The organism is Candidatus Nitrosopumilus koreensis AR1, from assembly GCF_000299365.1.
GTDB classification, from domain to species: Archaea; Thermoproteota; Nitrososphaeria; order Nitrososphaerales; family Nitrosopumilaceae; genus Nitrosopumilus; species Nitrosopumilus koreensis.
In genome coordinates this window covers 1,442,281-1,457,077 of sequence record NC_018655.1, presented here as the reverse complement: position 1 = coordinate 1,457,077, position 14,797 = coordinate 1,442,281, and the positions used below count along the sequence as shown (strand labels likewise).

At 32.4% G+C, this 14,797-nt stretch carries 21 protein-coding genes and 1 pseudogene; 13 read left to right on the top strand and 9 right to left on the bottom strand.

What is annotated here, in order from left to right; genetic code table 11:
• Positions 1-23: 23 nt before the first annotated feature.
• The 3 genes from NKOR_RS08685 to NKOR_RS08675 are packed head-to-tail and all read right to left on the bottom strand — an operon-like array spanning position 24 to position 2,762.
• Positions 24-557, bottom strand: a complete 534-nt coding sequence (locus NKOR_RS08685) for a tRNA (cytidine(56)-2'-O)-methyltransferase (RefSeq protein ID WP_016939411.1) — start codon at positions 555-557, stop codon at positions 24-26.
• Positions 547-1,659, bottom strand: a complete 1,113-nt coding sequence (hflX, locus tag NKOR_RS08680; protein ID WP_014963977.1) for a GTPase HflX — start codon at positions 1,657-1,659, stop codon at positions 547-549. The genes NKOR_RS08685 and hflX overlap by 11 nt, the downstream gene beginning before the upstream one ends.
• 56 nt (positions 1,660-1,715) lie before the next feature.
• On the bottom strand, positions 1,716-2,762 hold the full coding sequence (locus tag NKOR_RS08675) for a phosphate signaling complex PhoU family protein (protein ID WP_014963976.1): 1,047 nt from the start codon (positions 2,760-2,762) through the stop codon (positions 1,716-1,718).
• Positions 2,763-2,853: 91 nt separating this feature from the next.
• Between NKOR_RS08675 and NKOR_RS08670 the strand changes: the two genes are divergently transcribed.
• From NKOR_RS08670 to NKOR_RS08625, 10 genes are all read left to right on the top strand, one after another.
• Entirely contained in the window at positions 2,854-3,327 is a 474-nt protein-coding gene (locus NKOR_RS08670; RefSeq protein ID WP_014963975.1) for a PUA domain-containing protein, read from the top strand.
• Complete coding sequence (locus NKOR_RS08665; RefSeq protein WP_014963974.1) at positions 3,324-3,665, top strand: nascent polypeptide-associated complex protein; 342 nt, start codon at positions 3,324-3,326, stop codon at positions 3,663-3,665. Before NKOR_RS08670 ends, NKOR_RS08665 begins: the two co-directional genes overlap by 4 nt.
• Before the next feature lie 79 nt (positions 3,666-3,744).
• Positions 3,745-4,071 (top strand): hypothetical protein, encoded by a 327-nt coding sequence (locus tag NKOR_RS08660; protein WP_014963973.1) that lies wholly within the window; start codon positions 3,745-3,747, stop codon positions 4,069-4,071.
• A gap of 105 nt (positions 4,072-4,176) precedes the next feature.
• Positions 4,177-4,755 (top strand): hypothetical protein, encoded by a 579-nt coding sequence (locus NKOR_RS08655; protein ID WP_014963972.1) that lies wholly within the window; start codon positions 4,177-4,179, stop codon positions 4,753-4,755.
• 309 nt (positions 4,756-5,064) lie between these two features.
• A complete protein-coding gene (locus tag NKOR_RS08650) occupies positions 5,065-5,508 on the top strand; it encodes a hypothetical protein (RefSeq protein ID WP_014963971.1) in 444 nt (147 codons plus the stop codon).
• A gap of 17 nt (positions 5,509-5,525) precedes the next feature.
• Positions 5,526-5,867 carry a proteasome assembly chaperone 4 gene (locus NKOR_RS08645; RefSeq protein WP_014963970.1) on the top strand — a complete coding sequence of 114 codons (342 nt, stop codon included), beginning with the start codon at positions 5,526-5,528 and terminating at the stop codon, positions 5,865-5,867.
• Complete coding sequence (locus NKOR_RS08640; protein ID WP_014963969.1) at positions 5,860-7,191, top strand: UbiD family decarboxylase; 1,332 nt, start codon at positions 5,860-5,862, stop codon at positions 7,189-7,191. The genes NKOR_RS08645 and NKOR_RS08640 overlap by 8 nt, the downstream gene beginning before the upstream one ends.
• A gap of 54 nt (positions 7,192-7,245) precedes the next feature.
• Entirely contained in the window at positions 7,246-7,731 is a 486-nt protein-coding gene (locus NKOR_RS08635; protein WP_014963968.1) for an acyl-CoA thioesterase, read from the top strand.
• Positions 7,732-7,782: 51 nt separating this feature from the next.
• The gene (locus tag NKOR_RS08630) at positions 7,783-8,196 is read left to right on the top strand and encodes a hypothetical protein (protein WP_014963967.1); all 414 of its coding nucleotides are present in this window, start codon (positions 7,783-7,785) and stop codon (positions 8,194-8,196) included.
• Between the two features lie 40 nt (positions 8,197-8,236).
• Positions 8,237-8,902 (top strand): hypothetical protein, encoded by a 666-nt coding sequence (locus NKOR_RS08625; protein ID WP_014963966.1) that lies wholly within the window; start codon positions 8,237-8,239, stop codon positions 8,900-8,902.
• 1 nt (position 8,903) lies between these two features.
• On the opposite strand, the gene NKOR_RS08620 is transcribed toward NKOR_RS08625, so the two are convergent.
• The gene (locus NKOR_RS08620; protein ID WP_014963965.1) at positions 8,904-9,587 is read right to left on the bottom strand and encodes a hypothetical protein; all 684 of its coding nucleotides are present in this window, start codon (positions 9,585-9,587) and stop codon (positions 8,904-8,906) included.
• Positions 9,584-9,967, bottom strand: coding sequence for a hypothetical protein (locus NKOR_RS08615; RefSeq protein WP_026089908.1), 384 nt, complete (start codon positions 9,965-9,967; stop codon positions 9,584-9,586). Before NKOR_RS08615 ends, NKOR_RS08620 begins: the two co-directional genes overlap by 4 nt.
• Positions 9,968-10,076: 109 nt before the next feature.
• On the opposite strand from NKOR_RS08615, the gene NKOR_RS08610 reads away from it, so the two are divergent.
• Together NKOR_RS08610 and NKOR_RS10680 are read left to right on the top strand one after the other, a co-directional pair.
• On the top strand, positions 10,077-10,574 hold the full coding sequence (locus NKOR_RS08610) for a hypothetical protein (protein ID WP_014963963.1): 498 nt from the start codon (positions 10,077-10,079) through the stop codon (positions 10,572-10,574).
• 475 nt (positions 10,575-11,049) lie between these two features.
• Positions 11,050-11,190: pseudogene (locus tag NKOR_RS10680) on the top strand (DUF5679 domain-containing protein); the annotation flags it as partial.
• A 13-nt stretch (positions 11,191-11,203) separates the two neighbouring features.
• Here NKOR_RS10680 and NKOR_RS08600 read toward each other — a convergent pair.
• Positions 11,204-11,704 (bottom strand): hypothetical protein, encoded by a 501-nt coding sequence (locus tag NKOR_RS08600; RefSeq protein ID WP_014963962.1) that lies wholly within the window; start codon positions 11,702-11,704, stop codon positions 11,204-11,206.
• A 322-nt stretch (positions 11,705-12,026) separates the two neighbouring features.
• Between NKOR_RS08600 and NKOR_RS08595 the strand changes: the two genes are divergently transcribed.
• Positions 12,027-12,236: a hypothetical protein gene (locus NKOR_RS08595; RefSeq protein ID WP_014963961.1), complete on the top strand. Its 210-nt coding sequence runs from the start codon at positions 12,027-12,029 to the stop codon at positions 12,234-12,236.
• On the opposite strand, the gene cyoE is transcribed toward NKOR_RS08595, so the two are convergent.
• The 3 genes from cyoE to asd form a co-directional block, all read right to left on the bottom strand.
• The gene (gene cyoE / locus NKOR_RS08590) at positions 12,231-13,160 is read right to left on the bottom strand and encodes a heme o synthase (RefSeq protein WP_014963960.1); all 930 of its coding nucleotides are present in this window, start codon (positions 13,158-13,160) and stop codon (positions 12,231-12,233) included. The genes NKOR_RS08595 and cyoE overlap by 6 nt on opposite strands.
• A gap of 2 nt (positions 13,161-13,162) precedes the next feature.
• Positions 13,163-13,348: an Lrp/AsnC ligand binding domain-containing protein gene (locus NKOR_RS10700; protein WP_016939844.1), complete on the bottom strand. Its 186-nt coding sequence runs from the start codon at positions 13,346-13,348 to the stop codon at positions 13,163-13,165.
• Positions 13,349-13,699: 351 nt separating this feature from the next.
• A complete protein-coding gene (gene asd, locus NKOR_RS08575) occupies positions 13,700-14,776 on the bottom strand; it encodes an aspartate-semialdehyde dehydrogenase (protein ID WP_014963958.1) in 1,077 nt (358 codons plus the stop codon).
• Positions 14,777-14,797: the final 21 nt, after the last annotated feature.

Sequence of the window (14,797 nt, the reverse complement as noted above, 5' to 3'; positions counted from 1 at the left end):
TAATCTTTCCTAATTTTCTATTATTAATCCCTTGTTTCCTTTACTTGTACATTTTTGCCTGTTTTTGTGGGTATAATCTTTCTTTTTGCATTTGGAAATTCTTTCTCAAATTGTTGACCTGTCTGAATACGATCTAATAGTATGGCAAGAGCGCTTATTTCAGAATGAGGTTGACTGCCCACTCCCACATTATAATCTGCCACCTCGTAAATCTCTCTGGGAACTTTTTCAGCTCCTACAACAACTAACAATTTTTCTTCTTTACGAATCTTTTCTTGAACTTCATTAATTTTTTCACCATACATTGAAAGATGTACTATTTTGAAATTGTCTTCTTTTTTCTTCTTGATAACTGATTTCCATTTTTCAATAAATTCAACTGTAAAATTTCCTCCCCATGTTTCATTAATTTTTCTCAAAGTATCTTTTATCTCTGGATTAACTTCTGTCATGAATATTTTTGATGCTCCAAATGCCCTTGATACTAATGCTACATGGGTTGTAACTCTGTCGTCTCTGACTAATCTCTGTCCAATTCTAACTACTTCAATTTCCATAGGTCTTTTCAATTCCTTTATTTTCAAATTGGTAAGAATCATAACTTTCCAAAATATCCTTAATCAATTCCTTGAGTTTTTCTGTATTTTTACCCGTTTTTGCCGAAACTGGAATCCATTTTTTATTGTCTGTTAGATTGAGTGTTTCTATTTTTTCTTCAATCTCACTGTTTTCTAACAAATCTGATTTATTTAGTGCATACACCATCCTGTCTTTTTCAACTCCTAGTTCACTTAATGTTCTCATACAGCTAGAAAATTTCTTCTTCAATTCAAATAATGAATCGCTGATATCTATTACTACTATGATGATATCTGTATGACCTAATTCTTCTAACGTTGATTTGAATGCATCAATCATGTAAGCAGGTAATTTGCTGATAAAACCTACTGTATCTGATATTAAAAATGGCACTTGATTAATTGTAACTCTTCGTGTAGTAGTTGAAAGTGTTGTAAACAATTCACTACTTTGAATTTTTGTTTCTCCTGTCATCTTGTTAAACAATGTTGTTTTTCCTGCTGAAGTATATCCTGCAAGTGAGATTGTTTTGAATCCCATTTTTTTTCTTCCTTGTCTATGTAACTCTCTTTGTTTTCCAGCTTTTTCAAGTTTGGATCTAACTGTTTGCATTCTATGTTTAATGTCATTATAGTAAACATCGACCTCAAATTTTCCTATTCCCATAAATCCTGGTTGTTCTCCCATGCTCGAAAGTCGAACTTTTTCTTTTGCTCTGGCCATTTCATATCTTAATTGTGCTAACTTTACTTGTAATTTTGATTCTGAGCTTGATGCTCTGCTTTCAAAAATTTCAAGAATTAGTGCTTCTCTGTCTAAAATTTCTCTATGCAAAACTGATGCCAAGTTATAATTTTGACTTGGTTTTAAAATCTCATCAAACACAATTACATCTGGCCTGATCTTTTCTGAAATCTCTTCAAGCTTCTCTAAAATTCCTCCACTTATACCGTACTTTGGCTTTTTCAAGAATTTTTGTTTAATTATGTGGACAACCTGTAATCCTGCTGCATCACAAAGTCCTTTTGCTTCATTAATCACGTCGTCCTTGTCATATGTGATTAAAATGGCTGATTTCATTTTGATTCTATGCTTTTACTATAACTTGGGTTAAAGATTCTACCTGTTTTGAAAATCTATGTCGTTTTTTTGATTGTCTTTTCAATATTCATATTCAATACTATTTCTGCAATGTCGCTGGCATATTCTGAAACTCTTTTGATGTTTTCAGTCATTCTTCTAACTCTATAGATCTCCTCGTCATCTTTAAGTGATTTTGAGGCATCTCTGATTTTTTTCTCATATTTTGTAATATCGTTTGTCTTTTCGATGGTTTTTTCTGCTTGTGGATAGTCTTCTTTAAACAACGCAAGACAAGCATCATCCAGTACTGACAGACAAAATTCATTCATGTCTTGCAATTTGTCCAATATTTCTTTCTTCACTGATTTCTTGAATTCTAGAAGATCTTTTGCAATAAATGCTGCATGATCTCCTGCTCTCTCGATATTCTTTACAACCAATCTATATCCAAGACAATCTCTAGGATTTCTAAAACCCATCTCTTTTAGCATGTGTTCATTTTGAATTGCAATCTTTAATTGACGAATAATATAAAATCCAAATCTGTCAACTTCATCATCTGTGTTTATTACTTCTTGTGCTAAATCTGCATTGTTTTCTTTTACAGCCAGGATTGCATCACTAGACATTGATTTTGCTAAATGGATCATTCTTTTGAATGCACCATCTATTGATAATTCTAATAAATTAACTAGGACTTGTATTGTTATTCCTCCACTGGAATCCGAAATGATCTCTGAACCCATCAACATTCGCTTGACTGCTTCTTTTACTGTGTTTCTTTGGGCTGGACTCAATCTGCCATCTTTTGGTTTTACGTTAATTGTCTTAAAACCCAAAAAATAAAGTGAAATTAATTTTCTGACAATCGAGGATGCCTTTTCTTCTGAGCTTATTTCAATCGTAGCTTCTTCTTTCTTTGGACTGCGTGATTCAAATTTTGGTGGATAAAGTTCTAAAGTTGAAGAACCTTTTCTTATCATTCTAATTTGATCTCCTTGCTTTAATCCTAAATCCATGATCCATGGTTTTGGTAATGAAACTATGTATGATGATTTACCTGTAAATTGAATTTTCCTTGTTTCCTCTCTTTCTTCCATAATCTAAAGAAAAAAAACTATTCTATATAGTTTGCACATTTTGATATATATGATCATTGAACTAATATTTAGAATAGATTGAAATCTGAATATGGATCATGTGTTAAAGCTACAGTCTTCACTTGATGCCTTGTTTGGTAGTGGCGTTTCAAAATATCTACCTAAAGATATTGAAATGACTTTTTCAAGAAAAACTGGTAGAATTAGAACTGTTATCCATAAAGGGAAATTACTATGTACTTTAAGAATCGATGGTGGTTTAGCAATTAGTCCTTACTTTGCTCAAATACTCCTGAGAAGTAAAGTGTTCAGAGAAAACTGTGTAGAGATAAACAAAGATGCTGCACCATTTGTTCAAGATGGCAGATCTGTATTTTGCAAGCATGTTGTAAAATGTGGAAAAAATGTTAGAATTTCTGGCGACACTCCTGTTTTATTCAAAAATAAGGTGATTGCAGTTGGAAGGGCTGTTTTATCATATGAGATGATTTCTGATTTTGATAGAGGTGTGGCCGTTAAGGTTAGAGATAGTTTAAAAAGTCGTAAAGAGGAAAAAGAACTATGATGCGCGGAGGCAATCGTGAAATGCGAAGAATGATGGACAAGATGGGTCTTGATATGAATGAGATGTCAAATGTTCAGGAAGTTATCATAAAGACCGATAAAAAAGAGATCATTATTTCAAAGCCTTCTGTTACAGAAATGAAAGCAAAAGATAATTCAATTTTTACTGTAACTGCTGACAGTTATGAGGAAAGAGAATTAGAAGTCCCTATATTCTCTGAAGAAGATATCCAACTTGTTAGCCAGCAAGCAGGTGTTGATGAAGAAAAAGCCAAAAGTGCATTAGAAGAAGCAAAAGGCGATCTTGCTAGGGCAATTTTACTGTTAACCACTGGATGATCCAATATTTTGTGCCTAAAATTGACCAAAAACTGAATGATTTAATTAATGGAATTATTGAAATTTGAGTGTAATGAGTATGGCAGAATCTAAAGTCACTGGAATTATCAAATCTCTAACTGTCTTGGAAGATGATATTGATTCCTTAAACAGTAAGGTTGGAGATATGAAAAAACAACTTTCAGTAAAGGCTCAAAATGAAATAGACTCTCTCGTGGAAAAAACTAGAGAAATGGCAACTAAGGAAGCCGAAGTTCTGATAAATGCTTCAAAAGAAAAAGCCACTGCTGAATCTGCAAAAATTGCTCAAGAAGGCGAGGCTAAATTATCTGAAATTCAATCAAAAATTGATGCTAATTTTGATGAAGCAGTGAAACATGTCGTGTCAACTGTTTTGAAGGCATAATCCTAAATTCTATATTTCATTTTGTCTAATATCGATCCCTTACTTAACTCTCGTATTGGAATTGCCACTTCCTATGGTAAACCATATTATAGATTTTCAACCTATTTGAAGGCCCTTAAACTGTCATTTGATTCCATTCTACCTGAGGATATCCAAAATTATTCGGGACACCTAATTCTTACCACCCATAAAGAATCACCAAAAATTTGTGAAATACCACTACTTCATGAGGATATTTTTGAACATCATCCTACTGTCATTAGGGGCATTATGATGCAAAAACTAAATCTTGATTTTGAGGAAGATCATCTGATTCTGGGAATTGATCCTGGGGAAAGAACTGGTTTGTCTGTATTTTACTATGGAAAAGAGATTGAGAGTTCATTTCATTCATCTGTTGAAGAATTAGTTATTCATATTATTAGAGTTCTGGGTGGTCTTAGGGCTAAAAGAAAAATTGTAAAGATTGGAAATGGGCATATGGGAATTGCCAAACAAATTGTAACTATGTTAAATCTCAATTTTTGTTCATCTTTTGAATTAGAATTTGTTGATGAAAGGAAAACCAGTATGAAAATTAAGAATTTTAATCAAGGCGGAAAACGAGATATGCTGTCTGCAAAATACATCTCTCAAAGAGATGGCCATAGACATTCAATTTTGCCCCTGTCTATGACGGGCTAGTTTTTTTCATTTAATGATTCCCTTCAATTTTCATGAAATAATATTGTATGATATTCATCTATTTTCTACATTTTTTTAAGAAAAAACTGAAATTTTTTGTTAAACAACTATATTGATACATGTCATTTTTTCAAAAAAGATGAAAATCAAACAAGCTATACATATTTATTGAAGATTTCTTGTTTTTCGTTGAAACTAATTATACTGATCGTAAAATTACTTGAAATTATTTCATCTTTTTTCCTATTTTTTTCTAAATTTCATCGATCCACCCTTATATACTTATGAATTCTATAATAAACTACCAAGATGACTTGTAAAGGAATTTGTGTAAGATATAAGGCTCAAAAGCCTGTTGGAACCGGAAGATATGCTTCTGGACAACGTCGATGTCAAATTTGTGAAATATTCATCAAATGGGAAGGACTATGGTGTCCATGTTGTGGCTATAGATTAAGAACTAAACCACGTAATTTGAAATACAAAGCCAAACTACGTGCAAGAGTTGAAGCTGATTCTATTGAGGCAAAATCTGCTACAGAAGTTCAACCAGAAGTTGAAGAAATTGCAGTAAAAGCAAAATCTAAAAGAAAAACTGCAAAAACTAAAACAACAAAGTCTAAGGAAAAAACTCCATGCAAACACTGTGAGAAATTGTTTGTCTATCCAGATAAACATGAAAAGAACTGCAAGAAAAATCCTGCTTTGCTTGATGCTTCCCAAGATAGTGAATCAATAGCAATAAAAGCATAAGACTTGTTCATAGCTTATTGAACTCTCCAAATGGATTTTTCCAAAAATTGGTAAATTTGGAGGGCCGTAACTTTTCTTTAAACATTCAAAAATTTGAAAATGGTTATTTTATTTCTGTATCTGAGGGTTCAAATAAAATAGGTTCGATGGTGGCTTCAATGGCAACTGGTCCCACTCCCGTCACAACTACTATAATTCCTTCTAAGACCGATTCTCTTTTTCTCAAACTTATTGCTGAACAAATCAGCATTAGAGTGCGAGGTATTGTATTGGTTTCTGCATTTATTCAAAAAGAATTAGGATCAAATACTGCAAAAGACTTAATGTCTGAAATTATGGAGACGGTTGAGAATGAGTGATTTAAGAAATTATATCTCTAAAATTAAGAAAAGTAAAGAACTCAAAATTATAAAAACTAAAGTTTCAACAAAATATGAAATTGCAGGAATTACTGCAAAGGTTGATGGTTCACATGCTGTATTGTTTGAAAATATTAAAGAAAGTGATTTTCATTTAGTTGCTAATCTGGTTGGTACTAGAAAGCGCTTTGCTCTTGCAGTGGGTGGAACCGAAAATAATATTCATGAAAAAGTCATTTCTGCAATAAAAAAGGCAAAAGCACCTAAAATAATATCCTCTGGAAAATTTCAAGAAAATAGGTCAAAAAATCTCTTTTCCATGCCTATTGTTACTCATTTCGAAAAGGAATCTGGTCCATTTATCACTTCTTCAATTGCATATGTTAAGAATCCAGAAACTGGAAAACAAAATTCATCCTTTCATAGAATGATGCCAATTGACAAAACTCATTTTTCAATAAGAATGGTTGAAGGACGTCATTTGCATCGATGTTTTGTTGATGCTAAAGAACATGGTGAGGATCTAAAAATTGCACTTACTGTTGGTGTACACCCTGCAATTTCTATTGCAGGTGCATATCAAGAACAGTGGGGAAAAGATGAGATTAATATTGCAAACTCTTTGTTAGGTGGAAAATTAACTTTAACAAAACTTCCCTTTACCGGACTAAACGTGCCATCTGGTTCAGAAATTGTTATGGAAGGAAAAGTTCTTCAGGACAAAACCCATCCTGAATGGATGGTCGAGATGCTCCAAACATATGACCATAAAAGATCCCAACCTGTTTTTGAACTTGAAAACTTGTATTTTAGAAATAATCCTATTTTTCATGATGTTTTATCTGGATATTCTGAACATCGATTGTTAATGGGAATGCCTATTGAATCAAAACTAAATGGTGATTTGAAAAAAGCGTTCAGACAAACACAACAAGTCTCCATGACAAATGGTGGATGTAATTGGTTGCATGCTGTTGTACAAATAAAAAAGAAAAATGAATCTGATGCAAAAAAAATAATTAAAAAAACATTTGAATCTCATCGCTCATTAAAACAAGTTACAGTAGTTGATGATGATATTGACCCTAATAATGCCGAAGCGGTAGAATATGCTATGGCAACAAGATTCCAAGCAGATAAGGATCTCATAATCTTAAAAAATGTACGTGGTTCTAGTCTTGATCCTTCAAGTGATCAAAAGAAATTACAAACTGCAAAAATGGGTATTGATGCAACTAGATCCCTTTCAAAACGTCCAGAGGGATTTGAATTGGCAAAAATCCCAAAAATTGACAAAATTAAACTTGAAAAATATTTCAAATAATCAAAATCAACTGATTAAATTAAATTTGGATTAATTAAAATTATTATAGATAAAATGTCATCTGAATCAAATCTTAGAGAAAAGAGTCCATCTGAATCTCATGCTGAAGTTATTGTTAGAATGTTTCCTTCTGACGCTAATCCAGCTGGGAATGTATTTGGTGGTGAAATTTTAAAACATATTGACATGGTTGCAGGAATTGTCGCTCAAAGACATTCTCAATCAAATGCTGTTACTGTATGTATGGATAGTGTAAATTTTCTAAAACCTGTTTTTGTTGGTAATGTTCTTTCATTAAATGCTCGAATAAATTATGTGCATAATTCTTCTATGGAGATAGAAGTTAAAGCAGAGGCTGAAGATATTGTTACAGGAATTAGAACTGTGACTGCAACTGCTTTTGTTACCTTTGTTGCTTTAGATAAAAATGGAAAATCTATGCATGTTCCAAAATTATCTTTAAAAACAGATGAGGATCGAGTCAAATTTGAAGAAGGAAAAATAAGAATGGAAAAAAGATTGCAAAATCGACAGAAATAATTTTTGATTTTCATGGAACCATTTAAGAATAATGAACTCTTTCTTTAGTTAATGTCTGAACAAGAAAAAAATAATGAGTGGGATTCATTATGGCAAGAATATACAAAATCTCTTGAAAATTGGAAATCTCTTTTTGAGCAAATTCAAACTGCCAGTAATGAAATGCAATCTAAGTTCAATGAAGTTTGGGAAAAAGCAAGCATTGAATCTAGCAATGAAACCATGAAATTATTTGGAGAAAACTGGCAAAAAGCAATGACCGATGCTGGAATGACTTCTTTCAAAGAATTCAGTGAGAACTGGCAAAAAGCTCTCAATGATAGTAACATGGCTACTTTCAAACAATTTGTTGAGAATTGGCAAAAGAGTCTTAGCTCATCTGGATTAGAACAGATGAATGCATATGGTGAAATGATGAAAAAATTCACTGAAACATGGGGCTCAATGTGGCCAAAATCTAAATAAATTTTGAAAGAATAAAAACATCATTCATTCTTAATTTTTTATGACCATTTCTCAAAATGAATGCTTTGTTGAATTATCTAGTTTTGATGATCTAGCACGATATGCTTGTGCATTTCGAGAATATCCACAACGAGTTTATTCCCAGGAATTTAACGGCAAAAGAGTTGTTTCAAGCACCATGCTTCTTGCAAATACTTTGCTGATTTTTTACACTCCTCTAAAAAAATCTGGACGATACATATCCTATCAAATAACTGGTAACAAAGAGATTTGTGAAATTGTAGAATCAACAAAAAATATTTCTCATTATGCTCCTGTTATACATGCAGAATCAGAAATTTCACCCTTACCTGAAAAAGAAGAAAAAATTATTGATCAGTTTTATCCTATTCGTCTAAAAGATCTTGGAAGTTTAGCTAGACTAACATATGATCCTGAATTTCCCGATGGACAAAATCTCACATTATTTGCATTGCCCAGAAAAACATCTTGGGTACTTGGTTATATTACCTCACTAGAAATGGATGAAGTGTATTACAATTTCAATTATGTAGAGTTAGATTCCGAACCAACAAAAAACTTCTTAAAATATCAAGGCAATCAGGGAAAAAACCCTGAATTCTCAGATACTATTGATCATGGCTTCTCATATTTTCCAATAATTAAAATAAAAGATGAGCATTCCATATTTGGGTTTTCAGATTAGTTTAATCCCAAGATGTTAATTCTTTGATTTTTTTCCTTGATTCCTCAACTAATCTTATCAATACAGGAATATAGATCTCAGATGCATATGCAATTTCAGTCTCGAAAATATCTTCAACATCAACAAATGCCGATGTTGTTATCTGGTTCTCATTCACGACAGGCTCGTTGTTTTCTTTTCTTTTATGATTAATTATTTCTAGAAATACTGGTAACTGTCTATTGATCTCAATCTGTAATTCATCTTTTGAACGTAATTTTTCATTACTTAAACCCACTATGATTTGTTGATTGATGTCATTTTCATACCTATCTTGTGCTCTTATCATAATTTTTATTTCTGGTAATACATTTTGTTTACTTTTTAATTCACATATTTTTTTTATTACTTTTGGAAGTCTACTATTGTGTTCTTGATCAAATTTATCCGTATACCATTTTGAAAATTTAATTGCTTTAGTATCATTTTTTGCTTTAGCTTTTTTAAGAAACTCTTCTTGTGATATTTTTTCTGTAATAAATAATCCAAAATCTCTATTTGCTTCTTCAAAAATACTATCTAGTATTGTGTTTACAGAATCTATGAATTTGGAAAAAAAATAATTAACGTAAAAAGGATCAGGATCGTATTGTTTTATCTGTTTTAGATAAATTTTACAATCTTCAATTGCTTTATCAATATTCATTGGTTATTGCCAGATTCAGTATTTGTAAATTTTGATTGTGATTTTAAACTAATTGCTAACTCTTTAAAAATTTCATTTACACTTACATCTACTAGATTAATTGTAGCATTTTCTTTGACTATTTGTTTTTCAAATTTCTCTTTTATTGCAAATGATACTGATGACCAATGTAAAATTCCTTTCAACTGCTCTTCAACTGTGGCGTTTGTAGTTGGAAAATTTGCTGGTGAGAATACAATGCCGTTTGTCCATTGCATTGTTGGAATGGCTCCTCCTGAGGATCTAGTACTAAATGCTATTTGTTTTACCCAATCATCAAATTTGTATTCAATGACTTCATGAATTATGAGTTTTTTCCATGGCTCTACAGAAATTTCCATTTGAACATGGTTTTCTAAAACCAATTATAATCTTATTTTTCAAGCCTAATTCTTGAATCTTTAGATTTAGACTCGCTTATTTACTAGAAAATAATCACTATTTTTTATAATGGATAAATGGGCTGACTATCTAATTTCTGAAGTCAGTTATAACGCACAACATTTGATTTCTGTTGCTATTAGACATCAAGATACAGATCAAGGCATCACTAAAGGTAAACCTGTTGATCGATTAACCATTTCATCTGACATTAAAAACGGAATGTCCTACATCACAATTTACAGTGGAAAAAACTCCTGGAAAAAGGGACACAAAATTCAAACTTTTTCAATAGACGGCACTCCGTTTTTACGAATTGATAGAAATAAAGTGAAATTAGATTTTCTAGGAGATTTACCTAGCGTATCTAACCCTGAGTTAATTGAATCAGAATTATCTTTTGAACCTGTTTCGGAAGAAACAATTCAGGAACCCTCTCCATCCAGTCCTAGAGGTTCATTACCAAAAGAATCTGCAGAAGAACTTCCTCAAGAACTTGACCTAGCACTAGAACCTGTTTCGGAAGAAACAATTCACAATTCAGGAACCCTCTCCATCCAGTCCTAGAGATTCATTACCAAAAGAATCTGCAGACGATATTTTTGAAGAAATAGACCGTGCCACGGAAACAATTTCTGAACATGAAGAAGCTACTCCTGAACAATTTGCACAATTAGGCGAACTTCAAAAACAAATTGATGAATTAGAGAATAAATTATCCAAAAAACCTATTCCTGAAGTTCAATCTGAACCTGAAGAAGAAATTCCTGTTGAACAACATTCTGAATTTGATGATCTCCGGGACCAAATTAACGAATTAGAAGATGAGTTATTTTCAAAATTACATCCTTCTTCTGACGAACCTACTCAAGAGCAGATTTCAAAGGTCAATGAATTAGAAAAAGAAATTGAAAAACTAGAAGCTGCAGATATTGAACATGAAATCATTCAAACATTACAAAAACAAAATAAAAAATTAGATGATATAGAGAAAAAACTTGTTCATCATTCTAATACAACTACTGATTCATTCTCTCCAGAAGCTTATTGTGTAAAATGTAGAACAAAAAGGAAAATCAAAAACCCTGAGGAAACAATTATGAAAAATGGAAGACCTGCAATAAAGGGAACTTGTTCAACCTGTAACTGTAAAGTTTTTCGTATTGGAAAAATGAAGAAATAATTATTTTCAAAAATTACATTTGACCTGATTGCCAAGCTTGATTGAATTTCTTTATGGCTTCCTGATATGCTGTGATTGAATCATCTCCTGATGTTTTTAGGAATTTTTCCCATTGCTCATTAAATTTCTTGATCGATTCAATATTGGTTTCTTTGAAAATATTTTCAATCATCTTTGTTTGTTGTTTGATGTATTCAGGGCCAATTTCTTCCCAAGTACTTTCCCAACTGGAACTAACTTTTTTCAATAACTCTGCATCTGATTCAATTGCTTTTTGACATGCATCATGATATGTCATCAAAGTTTCATTTGTAGCCTTTTGCCACTGTGCTAGTGATTCTTTCCATCCATTTAATGCAGAATTGTATTCTTTCCATGCCTTTTCAAATTCTGGCTTTTTTGTGGAAGATTTTGCTGTTGTTTTGGCTTTTGTTGTTTTAGATTTCGTCGCTTTCGACTTGGTTGCTTTTTTTGCTGGTCTTTTTTTGGTTGTAGTCTTTTTCTTAACAGCCATATGGTAGTTTAAAAATAGTAGATGTTAAATCTTTCAATAATTTCAAAATTTGAAAACATTTGAACTTGATTCATTTGAATTTTGAGGCTTTTGTAAAATTTGGGAGGTATTCTTTATCCTTATTTTTGAATAATTTTGAGTGTTCTTTACAGAGGTTTCTTGTCTCTCTAAAACTGATCTTTACTGTTTGAACTGCTTTTGAATTGCATTCTGAAATACTGCATTGCATAATGATTAAACATTTGACAAATTCTTAATAAAACTTTGAAATTATATTATTACCTGCTACAGATTTTTATCACTGATCAATTTCATCAAAATTATGAATGATGATGAGAAGGGAAAACGCTTCTTAGAATTAATTGATGAACAAAATAATGTTCAGTGGAGTATTGTTGCAAAACTATCTTCTTTAATCTCATCAAAATGGAATTCAACTGATTTACAAAAAGAAATTGAAGAATTAGTTGAAAAACATACTACCATTACAAAAGAGCTTAACAGTTTGGATGAAAAAAGCAGTATATTATAATGCAGAATCTACCATTAATGCAATAAACAGTACTGCCAAATATGGACTAGAAAACTTAAACAATGTCCATGACGCTTTTTCCATAGGTTTTACTATTACCCATATTGACAATGCAATCATCAAAGCACCTGATGCAATTGCAGTCCATAGATAAACACCTCCTACCATTTCTTCCCCACTTTGTGTTGTTATGAAAAATGGTGCAATTGAAAACAATACCATGACTACTGTTGAACCTGCAATTGCTCTTGCGGATGTTTTTTCTGATTGAACTGCTGTTAACATTGGAACATTTACTTTGTTATAATCATCTTTGAAATGTAATGTTAATGCCCAAATATGCATTGGAATCCAGATGAATACTAGTCCTGCCATTGCAAGTCCCATAGTCCATAGGTCTGACATTGTAACTGCAACCCATCCAATCATTGGTGGTGAACCTCCACATAATCCTCCTAAAATTATATTAGTTCTTGAATTTCGTTTTAGTGCATATGAGTATACTAGAACGTTGTTTAGTAATCCAAATGCTATGAATGCAGTTGCCCATATTCCCTGTTCTAATGTAGTTGTAAATGAAATTCCAAATGCTAATACTAATGAAATTCCAGCTAATGCTAATCCAAAATTACGTGCTTTTACTGCAGGATAGATTCTTTTTGATGGGAGTGGTCTGCCTTTTGTTCTTTCCATTATTGCATCAATATCTCTATCGTGATAATTTGTCAAAGTATTTGCTGCAGCAGAACCTGCTGCAACTGAAAATAACATTAGTGCCCATGTAGATGGGGCAATCTCAATTCCATAAATATTGGATGCTGTTAAAGCAGCCCCAAATGCGGTAAATACTAACAAATACCATATCTTTGGCTTTGTTAGCTCATAGTATACTGCAACTCTGGATTCTGACTTTTGTTTTTGCAATACTAGTCACTATCCTTTGATGGCATATATGGCATTGCTTTGGCACGGGATTTCATCTCAATAAAGGATTCTGAAGACTGAATGCCTTCTATTCTTCCTATTTTCTCTGAGACCATTTTATGCATCTGATCTAGTGATTTTGAATACATTGTAACTAGAATATCGAATCTTCCAGTAACTTCTGCCACTTCTCTTACTCCGTCAATCTTGAATAATTCTGAAATTATATGATCACGTTTTTTGTATCCATGTTAATTCCGGTTAATGCTTTGACATTGTATCCTAATTCAGCATCATTTACAACAATTGTAAATCGTTCAATTAACTTTCTTTTCACTAATCTCTTAATTCTTGAATATACTACTGATGAATTTACATTGATTTTTTTTGATAAACGTGGAACAGAAATAGATGCATCGTTAGATAATTCTGATAAAATCTGAAGATCTAGCTCGTCTACTTTTGCCGTCTAAAACACCTGAGTCGTTCTAGATTTCTGGTTCTTATAAAGTTATTATTGAAAAAATTGCAAAAAAAATCTAGATCTTGCCTTTTTTGTATAACATTTCAGCTAATAACACTGCACCTTTTGCTGAACCCATTTTTTTGTTGTGTGAGAATAACATGTATTTGAGTCCCTTATCAAACAATTCTTCTCTTTCTACTCTTCCAATTGTTGTGGTCATTCCACCACCAACTTCTCTTTCCATTCTTGGCTGAGGTCTTGTTGGATCCTCGTGGAACGCATAGTATTCTTTTGGAGCTGATGGCAATCCTTCAACTGATATTTCTTTATTGCAATTATTGTAAAGCTCTTTTGCTTTAGCTGGATCAATATCTTCAGAGGTTTCAACAAAGACTGATTCTGTATGTCCATCAATTACTGGAACTCTGGTACATGTACAACTAACTTTGATGTCTGCATCTTCGATTTTACCGTCTTTTAGTTTTCCTAAGATTTTTCTTGTTTCTAGCCTGACTTTTCCTTCTTCTTTTGGAATGTATGGCAAGATGTTGTCTGTAATTCCCATTGCTGATACTCCCGACTTTCCACCACCTGAAATTGCTTGCATTGAAGTCATCATGACCTTTTTTGCGCCATATTTTTCAAGTAATGGTTTTAGTGTAATTGCCAAACCTGTAGTTGTACAGTTTGGTAGTGGTGCTACAAACCCTTTCCAGTTACGATTTTTCTTTTGAATTTCAAGTAATTCAACTTGGTCATCATTTACACCTGGGATGAGAATTGGAACATCTTCTTCGTATCTGTATGCAGAACTAGTTGAGATTACTGGTAATTCTGCTGCCATTTTAGTCTCAATGTCTCTTGCAGCAACTGACTCAACTGCTGAAAATACTAGGTCTAATTGTGATGTATCAAGATCGTCAATTGTTTTAACATTCATTGATTTGATATATTCTGGAATTTCTCCCCCAACATCCCACATGATAATTCCGCCTTCATTTCTAATAGCATCAAGATAATTTTTGCCTGCTGAACGCTCTGAGGCTGCAATTTGAGTCACCTCAAACCATGGATGGTTATTCAAAGATTGTACGAATTCTTGTCCTACTGAACCTGTAACCCCTATAATTGCAACTCTTTTCTTCTCCATGAATAAACTATTGATTGGTTT